The organism is Panacibacter ginsenosidivorans, assembly GCF_007971225.1.
Taxonomy (GTDB): Bacteria; Bacteroidota; Bacteroidia; order Chitinophagales; family Chitinophagaceae; genus Panacibacter; species Panacibacter ginsenosidivorans.
This window is the reverse complement of record NZ_CP042435.1, coordinates 4,471,303-4,487,149: the sequence shown is the minus strand read 5'-3', so window position 1 is coordinate 4,487,149 and position 15,847 is coordinate 4,471,303. Positions and strand designations below refer to the sequence as shown.

General features: G+C 42.9%; 13 protein-coding genes. 10 read left to right on the top strand and 3 right to left on the bottom strand.

Going from position 1 to position 15,847, the window contains the following annotated elements:
* The first annotated feature begins 2 nt into the window (after nt 1-2).
* From traJ to FRZ67_RS18855, 9 genes are read left to right on the top strand one after another with little or no spacing between them, the layout of a single operon-like run.
* Complete coding sequence (gene traJ, locus FRZ67_RS18895) at nt 3-1,127, top strand: conjugative transposon protein TraJ (protein ID WP_147192153.1); 1,125 nt, start codon at nt 3-5, stop codon at nt 1,125-1,127.
* A 39-nt stretch (nt 1,128-1,166) separates the two neighbouring features.
* Nucleotides 1,167-1,778 carry a conjugative transposon protein TraK gene (traK, locus tag FRZ67_RS18890; RefSeq protein ID WP_225975397.1) on the top strand — a complete coding sequence of 204 codons (612 nt, stop codon included), beginning with the start codon at nt 1,167-1,169 and terminating at the stop codon, nt 1,776-1,778.
* Nucleotides 1,775-2,242, top strand: coding sequence for a hypothetical protein (locus FRZ67_RS18885; RefSeq protein WP_147192151.1), 468 nt, complete (start codon nt 1,775-1,777; stop codon nt 2,240-2,242). Before traK ends, FRZ67_RS18885 begins: the two co-directional genes overlap by 4 nt.
* A gap of 21 nt (nt 2,243-2,263) precedes the next feature.
* Complete coding sequence (gene traM / locus FRZ67_RS18880) at nt 2,264-3,553, top strand: conjugative transposon protein TraM (RefSeq protein ID WP_147192150.1); 1,290 nt, start codon at nt 2,264-2,266, stop codon at nt 3,551-3,553.
* 10 nt (nt 3,554-3,563) lie between these two features.
* The gene (traN, locus tag FRZ67_RS18875) at nt 3,564-4,394 is read left to right on the top strand and encodes a conjugative transposon protein TraN (protein WP_147192148.1); all 831 of its coding nucleotides are present in this window, start codon (nt 3,564-3,566) and stop codon (nt 4,392-4,394) included.
* Between the two features lie 36 nt (nt 4,395-4,430).
* Complete coding sequence (locus tag FRZ67_RS18870) at nt 4,431-6,143, top strand: hypothetical protein (protein ID WP_147192147.1); 1,713 nt, start codon at nt 4,431-4,433, stop codon at nt 6,141-6,143.
* Nucleotides 6,144-6,169: 26 nt separating this feature from the next.
* Nucleotides 6,170-7,690: a hypothetical protein gene (locus FRZ67_RS18865; RefSeq protein ID WP_147192146.1), complete on the top strand. Its 1,521-nt coding sequence runs from the start codon at nt 6,170-6,172 to the stop codon at nt 7,688-7,690.
* 26 nt (nt 7,691-7,716) lie between these two features.
* On the top strand, nt 7,717-8,037 hold the full coding sequence (locus FRZ67_RS18860; RefSeq protein WP_147192144.1) for a hypothetical protein: 321 nt from the start codon (nt 7,717-7,719) through the stop codon (nt 8,035-8,037).
* A 12-nt stretch (nt 8,038-8,049) separates the two neighbouring features.
* Entirely contained in the window at nt 8,050-8,376 is a 327-nt protein-coding gene (locus FRZ67_RS18855) for a DNA-binding protein (RefSeq protein ID WP_147192142.1), read from the top strand.
* A gap of 36 nt (nt 8,377-8,412) precedes the next feature.
* Here the strand turns inward: FRZ67_RS18855 and FRZ67_RS18850 are convergent, their stop codons facing one another.
* Entirely contained in the window at nt 8,413-9,060 is a 648-nt protein-coding gene (locus tag FRZ67_RS18850) for a response regulator transcription factor (protein ID WP_147192140.1), read from the bottom strand.
* The gene (locus FRZ67_RS18845) at nt 9,026-11,083 is read right to left on the bottom strand and encodes a tetratricopeptide repeat-containing sensor histidine kinase (protein WP_147192138.1); all 2,058 of its coding nucleotides are present in this window, start codon (nt 11,081-11,083) and stop codon (nt 9,026-9,028) included. The genes FRZ67_RS18850 and FRZ67_RS18845 overlap by 35 nt, the downstream gene beginning before the upstream one ends.
* A gap of 381 nt (nt 11,084-11,464) precedes the next feature.
* On the opposite strand from FRZ67_RS18845, the gene FRZ67_RS18840 reads away from it, so the two are divergent.
* Complete coding sequence (locus tag FRZ67_RS18840) at nt 11,465-13,681, top strand: choice-of-anchor D domain-containing protein (protein ID WP_158638410.1); 2,217 nt, start codon at nt 11,465-11,467, stop codon at nt 13,679-13,681.
* Nucleotides 13,682-14,543: 862 nt separating this feature from the next.
* Here FRZ67_RS18840 and FRZ67_RS18835 read toward each other — a convergent pair.
* Entirely contained in the window at nt 14,544-15,836 is a 1,293-nt protein-coding gene (locus tag FRZ67_RS18835; RefSeq protein WP_147192134.1) for a site-specific integrase, read from the bottom strand.
* Between the last annotated feature and the right edge of the window lie 11 nt (nt 15,837-15,847).

Below are 15,847 nucleotides of genomic sequence, written 5' to 3'. Positions count from 1 at the left end.
GTATGAAAATGTGTGTAAAGGCTATCAGTACGATAGCAGTGATTTGTATGCCGGTATTGTTGTTTGCGCAGGATGACGGCGCTGTTGCGGATGGTATCCACAGCATGCAATCGGTACTGGATAATATCTATGATGAAATGATCCCGCTCTGTGAGAATCTCATTGATGTGGGTCGTGGTATCGCCGGCTTTGCGGCCTTGTGGTATATCGCTTCCAGGGTCTGGCGTTCGCTCGCCAATGCCGAGCCGATTGATTTTTATCCGTTGCTGCGGCCCTTTGCGATCTGCATCGCAATTGGTTTTTTCAGCGGTGTGATCGGGTTGATCCGCGGTGTGATGGAACCTACGGTATCCGGTACCAATGCGATGCTGGAGGACTCTCAGAAAGCCGTTGCCACACTCCTGCAGCAAAAAGAAGAAGCGGTGAAACAGACCGAGTACTGGCAGATGTATGTTGGTGAAACGGGTTCGGGTGACTATGACAAATGGTACAAATACACGTACCCCGGGGAAACCGTCGATGATGAGAGCTGGACCGATGTGATCGGCAATGATATCAAGTTTGCGCTGGCAAAGGCGTCGTATAATTTCCGCAACGCGATTAAACAATGGATGGCGGACGTGCTTGACATCCTCTACGAGGCGGCGGCGCTCTGCGTCAACACGATCCGCACCTTTATCCTCGTAATCCTTTCGATCCTCGGGCCGCTGGTTTTCGGATTGTCGGTTTTTGACGGTTTCCAGCACACCTTGACGAGCTGGCTGGCGCGCTATATCAATATCTTTTTATGGTTGCCCGTGGCGAACATCCTGGGTACGGTACTCAGTAAGATACAGGAGAACATGCTGCAGATCGATATTGACCAGGTGCAGGCTACCGGTGATACCTTCTTTAGTTCCACCGATGCAGGCTACCTGATCTTTATGGTCATCGGCATCGTGAGTTATTTCACCGTGCCAACGGTAGCGAACTGGATCGTGCAGGCAGGCGGGCACAATGCATTGCTGGTGAAGACTACGAACATGAGTTCCTCTGCTGCAGGTGATGCCGTTTCGATGACGGGTGCGGCAGGAACACAGTTCTTGCGGGACCTGGGCAATGATATGGGTAAGGTGGGTGGTAAATAGGATTGTGAAAATGAAAATGTGTGAAGGATGTTCAGACAAATGAAAAATATAGACACGGCGTTCAGGCATATTAAAACCTTCTCGCTGTTCCTGATCGTTGCGTGTCTCACGATCACGGTGTACGCGTTGTATGCATCGCAGCAAACAGTGCGGATGATGCAACAGAAGATCTACATACTTGCGAACGGCAAAATACTCGAAGCCTTTGCGTCCGAAAGAAAAGAAAATGTGCCGGTAGAGGCAAGGGACCATGTCCGGATGTTTCACTACTATTTCTTCACCCTTGATCCGGATGAAAAAGTGGTGCAGGCAAATATCACGAAGGCCCTTTATCTCGCGGATAACTCCGCCAAGCAGCAATACGATGCACTAAAAGAGAATGCCTATTACGTCAATTTGATCTCGGGCAATATCAGCCAGGAGATCAGTTTTGACAGTGTACAGGTGGACATCAATAATTACCCGTTTTATTTCAAATGTTTTGCAAAGGAAAAGATCATCCGCCCGACGACGATCATTACCCGTAACCTCGTCAGCGAGGGATATCTGCGGAATGTGGAACGGAGTGACAACAATCCGCATGGCTTTTTGGTGGAGAAATGGAAGATACTCGATAACCATGATTTGAAAACAGAAAACCGTGACCGATGAAAAAGTCGAAAGCCTACAACCGGGCGGTACAGGCAAGGCAAAAGCTGGCGGGTAAATGGCTGTTGGTCATCAACAAGATAAAAAAGCGTTGCGCGCAATGGCTGGACAGGAAGATCAACCCGTTACCGGTTGCGAAGAAGCGCCGGTTGCTGTACGTCTTTTGTGCCGTATGCGTGCTGTATAGCACCTGGTTGTTGTTGTCACCTTTCCGCGCATCCCAGGATGTAGCTATCAAAATTGAACCGGTGCATTTGCCGGTTCAGAAAACCGATGAGAAACACCCGCAGGCAAATGCGTTGATCCCGGTTGAACTCTATAGCCGTATTCACAGGTTCAAGCTCTATCTCGACAGTCTTGCAAAAGACAGCACCGGTCAAAAGCAATACGACAGCATTGTCAAAACCCATCCCGGTATAAAAGACAGCCTGCAAAAAGTCGAAGACTATTACCAATTACAAAAATAAAAGTGATGAAGGAGGTGTGTGATGAAAGAACAATCCCAACAAGTTTTACGCAAAAGAAAGTTCCTGCTCGTGATGCCCGTTTTGATCGTGCCGTTTTTGACGATGGCGTTCTGGGCACTCGGTGGCGGTAAAGGAAAACCGTCAGCAACGCTTGCCGCCAAAGCGGGGCTCAACACAAAGTTACCCGACGCCAAACTCAAAGCCGATAAGGGTTTGAATAAAATGAGTTTCTATGACATGGCGCAAAAGGATTCGCAAAAATTAAAAGAAGCCTATGAAAAGGATATGCGGGATTTAAAATTTCCGGGAGATACCGGTAGATACAGTTTGCGCCAGATCAAAACACTGACGGATCGATATGCCGGTCAGTATCACCAGGAAGGTTTGACAGGCGACGATGCATTACAAGGCAGTAATGGCAGTGATTCCCGTTCAAAAGCAGCGGAGCAAAACTTATTGAAAAAGCTGGCGCAACTGGAAGCGACGATGAATAAGTCTTCTACTGCTGATCGCAGTTACGCGGGTAACGAACGACGGTTCAAGAGCTACCCACAGCGCCCGGAATCAAACCCTGATATGGACCGCCTCGAAAACATGCTGCATGTCATGAAGAGTGGCGAAGGGGATAACGCGGATATCAGGCAGCTGGACACGGTCCTGGAGAAAATACTCGATCTCCAATACCCGGAACGCGTAAAGGAAAAGCAACAGGCAAAAAGCAAAGAACAGAAAACTTCAAACGCTGTGGTGCAAAAGCAGGGCAAGGGCAATGATATTGCCGTGTTGGGCGAAGCGCAAACCGCCACCGGCAGCGGCTTTTATGGCATTGCTGACAATACTGTTTCCGTTCCATCACAACATGCCATCGAAGCTGTTGTCGCGGAGACACAAACCATCGTCGCCGGCGCGGTTGTCAAACTGCGTTTGCTGAATGATATCGCTGTCAATGGCAACCTCATACCCAAAAACAGTCTCGTGTATGGCATCGGCAAACTGAACGGTGAGAGATTGGAGGTGGACATTACCTCAATCACTTACAACAGTGTGCTCTATGCCGTTGGCATGGACGTGTATGACCTGGATGGCTTACCGGGTGTCTATATCCCAGGTGCCATTGGCCGCACGGTGGCGAAACAATCAGCCAACAGTTCCGTGCAATCCATGAGCCTGTCAACCCTCGATCCTTCTATCGAGGCACAGGCTGCCACCGCCGGCATCAACGCGGCCAAAGAACTCTTTAGTAAAAAAGTAAAACTCGTGCGCGTGACCCTCAAAGCGGGGTACAAAGTGCTTTTAAAAATCAAACAGTAAATCAACAATTATGAAACGATATATAGGCATGCTTTGCCTGTGCGGATTGGTGATGGTGGGCAGGGCGCAAACAGTGACCTATGCGACACTGCAATTAACGACCAACAAAACGACGACGCTGGTATTCCCGGCGGCAGTAAAACCCGCAGACCTCGGCAGCAAAGACATCCTTGCGCAAAAGGCACCTGACAATGAAAATATTTTATTCTTAAAGGCTGCAACCGCTGGTTTCCGGGAAACCAATCTTACGGTCATCACGGCGGATGGCAAGCTGTACACCTTTACGGTATTGTATGATAGCATGCCTGCAAAGACGGTGTATAATATTGCGGAACCACAGGCCGTGAACCGCAATGAAGTCTCGTTTGGTTCCGGACGGATGAACCCTGCCTCTGCAGAGCGGATCAGCAAAAGGTTATTGCAAGCCAGGCGGCTGGTGCATGGTATCGCCCATGACAAGGGCGATATACGTGCCGTTGTAAGCGGGATCTATATCAAAGAAAACCTGTTGTTCTTGCAGCTTAGTTTGGAGAATGTGTCTTCCATCAATTATGATATTGATTTTATCCGCTTTAGCATACAGGACAAAAAGATCGCTAAACGCACTGCTGCGCAGCAGGTGGAAATGAAACCCGTGTGTACTGCAGGGAACAATAAGCGTGTTAGAGCAAATTCCAGCGCGGTTGCTGTGTTTGCCTTTGAAAAATTTACCATACCGGACGCCAAGTCTTTTATCATACAGATCGGTGAAGCGGGCGGCGGCCGGCATTTGCAACTGCGGGTGAAGAACAGGAATATCATCCACGCGGTACCGGTGGATGAATTAAGGATAAGAAATTAATACGCGTATTGGTTTTATAAACACAAATAATCTCTTATGAATATCGTGGCAGAAGATATAAAGGCTATTCATGAAAAATTGAAGCTGCAACTGGAACAAGGTTTTGAACTGGTTGCGTATAACGTTCAGCCTGGCGCTGCCAACAAAAATGACCTTCACTTTTTCCGGGATCAGCAAAGCTTTGAAGAGTTCTCCAAAGTAAATAATAGTGATCATGCCCTGTATTTCGAGTACAGCACCAGGCATGTGCTCAATTGTGTGGATGCCATCCTTAACAATAAAATTAATTTCTCCGAAAGCACCCGGTTCGCTTATGCAGACGGCGTGTATTCCATGTATGATCCTGCGCAACGTGAAAGTCTTGAAGCTTTGCAATTGCAGTTAAAACAACTGGGATTTGATGAAAGACTTTTTCCGGCACTCGATTACTATGTTGACTACCCACAGGAGCGTTTTGATCTGATCCAAAAGGAACGAAACGACAACGAAAAAACAACATGTGTGCTACACTTTGAGCGACATCCCGCAGACCTTGGATATGAACTGAAGAGTTATGATTACAGCTTGCGCATCGCGCCTGAAGTACCCGATATCACCATCAATGGCATCAGCGCCAAAGAACTCGACCACGCGATGAACAGTATCGACTGGTCAATCGATCACCACCGGGACAGCCTTGTGGAAGCACACATCAAAACAGCCGATGGAAATGATTTTCTGGACCGGCTGGATATGATCACCAGGGATGTGAACAGACTCTATAAATATAATGAGGAAGGCAGGGATGCCGCCGAACGCCTGATGTACAAACACTGGCACGGTGAACCGTGGGAGCCGACGGAAATATCACTGGAACATGTATGCAGGATATTTGAATGGAAGAAAGAAGTCGATCTTATTGCAACGCCAGAAACGACTGTAGTGGAAACTTACCAGTATTTAAAACAAAATGCATTGTTATGTGCCGATGCATTGCCGGTAACAAAGGAAGCATTGGAGGCTTGTCTTGGAGACGATCTGAGTGGGATAAAGCCGGGCGAGGAACTGATGATGCTTGCCAGACATTTTTATAAAGTGAACATGCATTGTTTGGAAATAGAGCTATACAAGAATGGTTGGGATGAACCGTTCGGCTACGAGCTGCAATGGCAGTTCAATAACAAAAGCGCATGTTTTGATATCACAGTAAATAAAGAAGTGCAACAGGAAAAGATGCAATGCCGGCTTCAGTTTGAAGACGCGGGCAATGGCTGGTATCTATTCAAACAGTTTGATGCCACGCTTTATCACCAGGTTGTTATTGCCCACGCACATATCAACGGCGTCAACACCAATTACCTCGAAGCCGCTATGAAGAAAGCTGATTGGTATTATGAGTATAGCGAGAGTAACGGCGCATGGGATAAAGGATTTGCAGAAGTGCGTAAAATCAATGATGCACTAAACACGCTTTGCCAGGATAATACGGGGCGCATCATCGCAACACAACTGTGGAACAACCATGTACCGCTGTTCACAATCGATAAACCGGTGATCATCCGGAAATGCGAGGAAGAACAGCATCTATATCAACGTATGCAGTTTTCAGCTGAAACCCCGGTTGGCGATGCGCATAGGGAATTGAAAAATGTGGTGCTGAAAAATGAAATGCATCACCACGTACAGCTTAGTCCCGTGAAAGAGCAGACCCCGGTTTCGCAAAAGGAAAATGAAAAACCCCGCCACAGCCACCGTCCTAAAATAAATTGAGAAGACTTTGAAAATATAACCAGGTTATGAAAAATGTTGATGACGATGCAGATGCGTTGAAGAGGGACTGGAATTATGAAGTAAGGAGTATGATGTTATTCAGTGAAAATGCGCCACAGGAACTGAAGTCGTATTTAACAGAACAGCGTACGGCAGGGTTTGAATATGTTGCTTATTGTAGCAATACAGCTGTGTTGGGTAAGGATGATCTTGCATTTTTTAAAACCGGTTTTGATGTAGCGGAGTATTGCCATGAGAACACGACAGATCGCGATTTTTATGCTTCCATGTCCGTTGATTCCTTTGAATTGGAATTGAACAGGTGGCTACAAATAAAAGATGATGCAGGTTCATTGGTACTCCTGACCGAAGCGAAAATGGCACAGGCGGACTGGTTTTATCAAAAGGCTACGGACTACGAAAGATTCGACGCCGGCGATAAGGAAGTTGCTGAGATAAAATATCTCCTGGGTATTGTTAAAGACACTGCAGGAATTATCGAGGCAAAGCGCTTATGGAACGAACATGTTCCTACGAATACTGTCCGGATGCCTGAATTTTTAAACATAAAAAATGTTGTTATGACAGAGAAAGAATTGAGTTTGTTTGAAAAACAACTGATGAAGATCGGTTTGAAAGAAGCTTTCACACCGGAATTGATTGGCAAATTGAAAAGCGGTGCACCCTCCATCGAGCATCCTTTCAAAAAATCGTATGATGGTGATGAAGCAAGCGCAACACTGCACATCAAAAAGTCGGAGACCTCCGATCAATACTTTTTTAACAAGTATGACCTGAGTGTGCGCAAGGACGGGCAGGCGGCAGAGATGAAGCAGACCTTCCACCTGAATAATTTCAAACGCAAACCCGACGACGAGCATGCTGCCAAGTTCTACACCACTTTCACTTTTAAGGAGGCATTCAATTATTTATCCGGCAGACCGGTCTGGAAAACCTTCAATAATGCGAACGACCAGCATTACACGGCATGGACGGTCGCCAATCTCAAGAACATCCAGCAGAACGGCAGCCCCGAACAGAAACAGTACAACCAGAATTACCCGTTTGACCTGGAAAAGGTGCTGGGCGGCTATAGTATCCGGGAGCTTGCCCATGATGGATATAAAAGTCGCTTGATGGAATCCCTGCAGCGCGGCAACCTGCAACTGGCGACATTCATCGGTGATAATGGTAAAGAGCAAAAGCTGTTCATTTCACCGAATATACCGCTCAATGCTTTGCGGGTATATGATGCCAACAAGCAGCCGGTACCGACGGAAACGCTGGTCGAAAAGGGTTACATCGGTAAGGAATTTGCCGAAAAGCTAAAAGAGAATGTGGAACAGATCAGGCAACGCAATGGAAGCGAAACGCGGCAACAGCAGGGACCCGCGCAGGAAAACAGGCGCGAGGAAAAGAGCGTGGCCAAAGAAGAAAAGGAGGGCGAGACGGCGGGCAAAGCGCATAAACAAAGACAGACCAACAAGCAGGTGCAAAAGCAGGAGGGAGACACCAAAAAGCCCCGGCAAAAGCACAAAATTCAATAGATTCAGGACGCTTGAAGTAAAGCAGGATGGTTGCAGCAGACAACATAGTAGTGGATTTCAAAGAGGCTTTCTATGGCTTTATGCATGCCGCCGTGGACGATGCAAGGCTTGGACCCCTGCACATCAGTTTGTATGCAGCCATCCTTCATTTTTATAGTGCGCAGGAAGAACAAGGGCCGTTATCTGTGTTTGGTAAACATTTAATGCAGTACGCGAAGATCTCTTCCAACAACACATATCACCGGGTGATCCAGGAGTTGCACCGGTATGGTTATATCCATTACCTACCTTCTTATAACCCGGTGCTGGGCAGCCTGGTTTATTTGCTGAAGATTCAACATACCTAACAATGTTTGTGCATGGCGGGCAAGTCAGATACACCGATTTTAGTGCCGATGGAAATGGAGGTTTTCTGGCAGGAGATGCGGCAACTGATCAGGGCGGAGCTGGAGCAGATCATTGCTGCAGGTAAGTCTGCGGAGCTGTCGCGACGTGCGTCAAAAGAGACAACGGCATTTCAACAGAAGCCGTTGTACGATATGCAGGAGACGCGGCAGCTTTTTGGTAACATAAGCCGCACCACGATCTATGATTGGGTAAAATGTGGGAAGCTGAAGCCGAAGAAGCTAAAGGGGAAGATATTTTTTTTGTGGTGTGATATTGAGAAATTAATTAATGGGCTTTGAGCTGATTGCTAGCTAAGTAAATCAATGTAAAACTTATTAGATTAAGTTTGGATCAATGAGATTATTGCGAAGCAAAAAAGCTGCAAGTTGCTTTCTGCTTTTGAGGTTACAAATCTCTAGAATGTTAGAAACCCTGTCTTTCACCGTTTCAGGGGAGACATGAAATTTTTCCGCGATTTCCCTGTTGCTTGCTCCCTTGTAAAGATCGGGTATTATTTGCCGTTCATATTTACTAAAAGGAAATTTTGCTTGCTTACCATTGATTTTCAAAAAATACTCCTGAATAGATTCTGAATTAAATTCACCATTTCTGCAAACTGTTCGACAGGCGTCCTCCAACGTCTCTTTAGACATATCAGCTTTGTGGATCAAACCATTCCAGCCAATTGCTTCCCCATCCGAAAGAAGCGAAAAGTACGGCTCATGGGTAATTGCTATGATCTTTAGTTCGGGAATTTTCGATTTTGCAGCAGTCATAAACTTGTAGCCATCCTCTTTTGAAGGAACCCTTATATCAGAGATCAAAATATCCGGGGCGGCATAACTTAATTCCAATAAAGCTGCAGTCGTGTCCCAGGCATTCCCTACGACATCGATGAAATCTACTGATTTAAGAAGTTCGCAAAGGCTTTCAACATAAAAAACTTCGTTATCTACTATATATACTTTCATAGCTGTTTTCATATGACGGTATATTATTTTGCAAGTGCGACACCGGTAATGTTATTTTGAAAAAATTACCTTTTTTACCGACCTCGCTCGCAACAATTATTTCGCCTTTGTAACTTTCCTGGATTGTGGAAAGAACAAATCCCCAGCCAATAGTCTTAGAGGATATGAGCTTTTCACTGTTAAAACCAAAACCGTCATCTTCCAAAATAATGATCAGGCAATTCTCTTCCACTTTGACCATCAATGCTATCTCTTCCAGCCCCATACCATGTTTCAAAGAGTTTGTAATGAGTTCTTTTATGATATTGAAAATATCTCTTTCCGCTCTCTGGTCAAATGAGATGTCCCCGCAATACCATCTAAAGAGCGCTTTGATTTTTATGAGTGTGTTAAGTTGGTTGAAGTATTCGGACAATCCCGAGCTTAGTCCTTTTGTCCAAAAGGAAGCCGGCATAATATTGTAGGCAATTGCTCTTGTTTTTTTTCTTATTGATTCAATCTGATCCACGACAGCATCCAAAATATTTTTTCGATTTACTTCATTTGTCGTTTGCAAGGCAATAACCACCTGCTCCCTTGCTGTAAATAAAGTGTTGCTTACTTCGTTGTGTATTTCATTGGAAATTTTTTCCTGTTCACTGATCTTAGTTTGAAGAATCAACTCTCGTTCTCGGTTAAGTTCATTTATTTTTCGGTTCTTCTCTTTGTTAAGCTCACTTATTTTCCGGTTCTTTTCTCTTTTATAGAAAATGAAGATTGCAATCAAACAGAGTAAAATGAAAAAAATTGCGATTGCAAATATTTGCGTTTGTTGTTGGAAAATTTGTGCATCCTTTAGTTCATTTTCATTTTCTGCTTTATCCTTCTCGTTTTTTATTTTCTCTGTCTCAAATTTTGTCAGATATTCTTTTTCGACTTTTGAGTTATACTCGTTTGTCAAAAAGGAATCGCGAAGCATCGTGTATTTCAAGAGATAGTTATGAGCCTCATGGAACATATTTTTTTTTGAATATAATTCCTGAAGCGTAAAATATGCCTGTGACAACTGCTCCATATCATTTTGTCGTGATAAAATGTCAATGGAAGTTATCAGGTAGCGCTGAGCACTATCGGACGTCGATTTGTTTTTTGAAGATTCAAACAGTCGCATGTATGAAACGCCAAGGTTTATATATCCAGCAGCAAGTTGAATGGAATCCTGGAACTCACTGCATAGCGCGAGACTTTTTCGTATGTACCGGATAGCGTCATAATATCTCCCCAGATCGTTATAGGTCATTCCTATATTGCCGTAAGTGTACATCAGCCCATATTGGTTATCGATTTTTTCTTTAAAACCCGCTGCTTCGAGGTAATAGTCTGAAGCAGCCTTGTAATCATGATTTCTCCATGCTATGGTCGCGAGATTATCCAGACCAATTGCATAGTGAGCTGTGTCTTTTATTGTTTCCGCAATGGCCATTTGTCTGCGGCTATATTTTTCGCCATCAATATTGTCATTTGTTCTGATAAGTAATTCAGCAATACTGCTGTAGGATGCAAGAATGCCACCGGTGTCTTTGATTGATTCAAACACATTCAGGCATTGATCAAAATAATTTAATGCACTGTCAACTCGATTTTCTTTTGAAAAGATGATTCCAAGATTGCCAAGGTTTTCGGCAGCACGTTTTTTATTTCCAATCTTAACGTTGACTTGGTAAGCCATTTTAAAATATTTTCTTGCTGAATCCAAGTCATTATGTGCACGGCTTATTGAGCCTAATGTATTAAGCGAACGCGCTATTCCAACTTGGTAATTTGCTTTGGTGCAAAGGTTATAAGCTAGTCGGGCAAGACTGTCAGCATTTTGAATATTTGTCGATTGTCTTACCCATGAAATATTCAGCAGGGTATTCAAATAATTCGTGTCATATACCGAGTGATAGCGTTTTAGTGTCAGCTCAAGGGAATCTGCATAAGATGATGTTTGAGCAGTAGCAACTACTAGTTGCAATGTAAGTAAAAGGACAATTGCAATTCGGCGGATGAGCATAGGGAATTTATTTATGTTAATTGTTGATCATCGATAATGCTAGAATGGCGTCTTTTACTGATACAGGATCAGTTTACCTAAATATGAATGTTGTTCACAGACTATTATCGTTTGAGGCGAGTATGCGTGACGGAAATTGATGCAGGTGTAAATTATAAAATATTACAACATAAAAATAATTATTCTTCTAAAATCCCCCCATTCGGGGGGGCGAGGAAAGTGGCATATCAAATACTTTTACCTGTGAGATAGAATAAAACTTTTTCATTGTTCAACTCGTATTGAAGATTGTTTATAAAAATGTAAAACCTCGGAACAAACAATTCTGGATGGGTCGGAGATGCAGAGCTGAATGAATTCAATAACACCAAAATGAACCTCATGAAAACGAATGTACTCCTCTACCAAATTAAAAACGTGCTGATTTCAGCTGTTTTAAGCGCTATTTTTTTTCTGAGTTGTCAAAAGGAAAACAGTGATGCCTCAACAACTGAACATGGCGTAGATACCGTCGGATTTGGACTTATACCAACGGCATCTTCCGTCTACAGTGCTATACCGGTTGCTGAAATACCACCTGGTGGGGCAGGTGAATTGCCTGGTTCTTTCTTTTTAGAAATCCCTTCTGTCCCTTTTAGCCAGGGTATACAAGGATCTTGCGCAAGTTGCGCTTCGGCTATGGCAAAAAGTATCGTTGACCATACAAAGTCGAATGCATCTTATATTGACAACGGTATCATCTATTCTCCCTCTTACCTGTACACCCAGGCTATCCAATTTCCGGGATCATGTTCTCTCGGATCAGAGATTTACAAAAACCTCGATATCTTGAAGGACAAAGGAATATGCAAGCTTTCAGAAATGGCTTACTCCGATGCTGATTGTTCAACCCTTCCGGATTCAAAGCAGGATAGCCTCGCAGCTGGCCATAAAATCGATCACTATTTCCGTGTAGATCCCCTTGACAGAAGCACTATAAAGAAATTTATTTATGCTGGTTTACCAGTGATTGTTGCCATTCGTGTAGACGACCATTTTGCGAACGATTACTGGAATCAAGATAATAAGAATTTGGTGTGGAGCAAGTTTGGTGCGTATCAAAATACCAACCATGCGGTGCTTTTATACGGATGGGATGATGAAAAAAATTCGTTTAAAATCCTGAACCAATGGGGTAACCGATGGGGTGATAATGGCTCCATCTGGGTTGACTATGATCTGGTAGAAGAAACAAGTGTTTTTTTTCAGGCTTATATCATCCAAAACCCGACAAACACGAATTCGCTAAAAATTACCGGTGACTTGAATTTCGGCGACGTCCAGGTAAATACAAAAGTTACCAAATATCTGACACTTCAAAATACAGGTTCATCCAAAATTGACATATCCGAGGTGTCTGTGAGTGCGCCTTATTCCGTGGAGTGGCAAACCGCTTCGGTTGATGCTGGTAAAAGTAAAACACTCGGCGTTATTTTTGAACCTGTTAACGCCAGCCAGTCTGATCAAATATTGACCATAGTATCCAATGCGGTAAACAAAAACGAAGAAATTAACGTCACAGGAAATGGAATTGTAGAAACCAGCCAAACAAAAATCATTTCCATATCAGGAGACATGGATTTTGGCAGCATTGATGTGGGCACTACGGCTTCACAAACACTGAAGATTAATAATAACGGGAATAGTGACCTGACAGTAACTTCTATTAGTTATTCTGCAGCTGGCTATGCTGGTAACTGGAGCGGTGTAATTAGTGCCGGTGATGTCCAGGAGGTGACGGTCAGCTTCTCTCCGTCATCTGCACAAAGTTATCCCTGCACATTGACTGTGAATTGTGATCTGACCGGTGGAAATAACACGGCCTTATTGAGTGGCGCAGGTAAGCAGGTACAACAAAAAACGAGAATTATTTCTCTCTCTGGCGATCTTTCATTCGGTGACGTTGCCATTGGAGACACCCATCATAGTACTCTAACTATATATAATACAGGAAATTCTGATCTGACGATAAATGGTTTTGATATTCCCGGCAGCTTCAAAAAAGGCAGCTACACATCTCTTATAACGCCAGGTGCGTCAGAAGATGTTGATGTGTCGTTTTCGCCTCTTTCACAACAGAACTATACCGGTGTTATCAAAGTCTATTCGGATGCAACCTCCGGCTCAAACGAAATCAGTGTTAGCGGGCGTGGCGTTGCCGGAAGCGGGGGCACCGTTATTGTTTCCCCTCCAATTGGCAGCTACGGAAATTGCCAAGATTTTGGTAATTACAGTTGTGACGCAAGCGTCTCTTATGGAACCGGAATCATTAATGCAAAAATCGTAAGCGTCAATACTTCAACTCACACAATAGTTGTTGAAATAAAAAAATGTGATGGATCTGCATTTAACTATGGGGGGCACCTAAACGTAGTTTCAGATTTGTGTTCCGGTGTCAGTTTTGTCTTTGGCGCCTTTTCGGCAGGATCAAAGTCTTTTCAAATGACGTTCTCAGACACTTACATGTCCGGAACAAAAACTTATTACCCCTTTATCGTTCAAGAGGTTAATTCCTTTACTTATCAGTATGCCGCACCTAAAATATCAATAACTTATTAGGCAATGATATTGGTGAGTGGTGCCCAAATCTCTTTAAAGAGAAATGCTTGTTGTAATTGCAGATATGATATACGGCTACTGGATTGTTAGGGCCAGCACTAATCTTCTATTACAAAATACTACCGCAATTACATTCGGAATGCACAAGTGAGTGACAGCAGGCGATACTATGAAACACAAAAGCTCATGCCATAAAACCGAAAAGTAAAATGACCCTTCTGCCAATTATATATAAGTGCCTATGTATAACCTATAAGGTGCTTATATATAGTTTGGGTAATAATCTCAGTTATGCGAGCTTCACTAATAGTAATATGCCCTTTTAGGCTAAGCGGTGCAATCGGATAGATTTGATTTATTTTCAGCTATCTCAAGTGAAATTTTGATATCAAAGTTGATTCGATAATAGGATGCTGAATTCAATTATGCGATAGGAAAGAGTTATCTTTGTTCAGATATGTACGATACCGTTCTAAATAGTAACGAAAAGGGTTTTCTCGGGTCGAGCGCGACCAAAAACGCGACTAAAATTATAAAAGATTGAATTTTAAATAATTGTGAGCTTTTGAACCGGCCGTCCGGTCCGCGAAAAAAATAGCTGAAACCCGCCCCAGAGCGGGTTTCAGCGTTCTTGGTCTATTTTTTGGTCTATCAGATCACGTGTCTGCCTCAACTTTTCTAAACTTATTACTTTAATTACCACCATTTTGCAAGGTCTATTTTTGGTCTATCTTTCATTTTAAGGCGCTTCATCACATCACAATTTTGGAAACGATTTCACGCAATCTTTAATGTCAGGTCTATTTACTGGTCTATTAAGTTAAACTCTAAATGAAGTAATAAATCTTTTGTTGAATGTCATTCATAATGCTGGTTGGCTATCCCATATTTCTTTGATCATACAGGCCTTTTTCATTCTATCAGCTTTAATATATCGCCGAAATGTTTTTTCGGTTTTATGACCGCTTATCGTCATTATTAAATCGATGGGAGTCCCGGCAAGATATTCATTAGTGCAAAACGAACGGCGTGCAGTATGGGATGATACCCAGGCATATTTCGGCCTGACCTCTTCAATGATCTTGTTGCCTTTTTTGTGCGTTATTTTTACCGGTTCTGTTATTCCCGTCAATCGTACCACCTCCTTAATATAGTAATTGAACTTTACATTGCTGACTTGTGGAATCTGTATCTGATATTTATCAATTAATATTCTCCTTGCATCTTCTCTTAGCGGAACAATTACAGAAGATAAAGTTTTCTTTTGGGTTACGTGAAGCATGCCATCTCTTAATTCATTAAATTTTATATTTGAATAATCACTAAACCTAAAGCCGGTAAGACATCCCAATACAAACATGTCTCTGTATTTTTCAAGAAAGGGTGTGCCTGAAAGATCAAGATGATAAACTCTTGAAAGCTCACTCCAACTCAGATAAACACCATCCACTTCCTCCTCCATCAATTTATATCCATTTAAATCGATATATGGAATTATCTTCTTGCTGATGCGATCTTTTAAAAAGCCTTTTAATTGTTTAATTGTCTTGCCGATAGTATTTACTCTAAGTCCTTTTGCAGGATTCTTTCTTCGCAGATGGGGTATTTCATAGGTGAGGTACTTAACGAAGTCTTCATAAAATTTTAGATCAAAAGATTCAAAGGTGATTGCTAGTTTTCTATATTCCTGGAAGGAGTACAAATGCTTCTTCATGTTTCTTATTACATCCACTGTGTCCTCCTGAACAAAATCCCTTTTATCTTTTATATACTTTTCTATCTGATAAAAGACATCCATTTTTTGCTTGTCATAATCCACGGACTCTAAATAAAAATTATCATTACCAAGAAAATTTGTTTTCAAAAATGTTGCAGGGCAGATTTTACTTCTTTTTATCGCATAATCCACTAACTTTTCGGCTCTTCTAACTTTCTCTCGTAAAGAAGTTTCCAGAGATAAAACACCTCCATATTCTGCTGGCAAATTCTCAGAGATTCTATCTGCTTTTTTGTTCCAATAAAATGGTGGAATTGCTACTTGTGTGCTAATTAATACTCTTTTAGAACTGGAGTAACAATACTGGAGAAAAATCAAAGAGGTGCCATCTTTACGCACCTTTCCCTTTTTAATAATTAATTTAATTGGTTGATGCATGGTTGATCAAT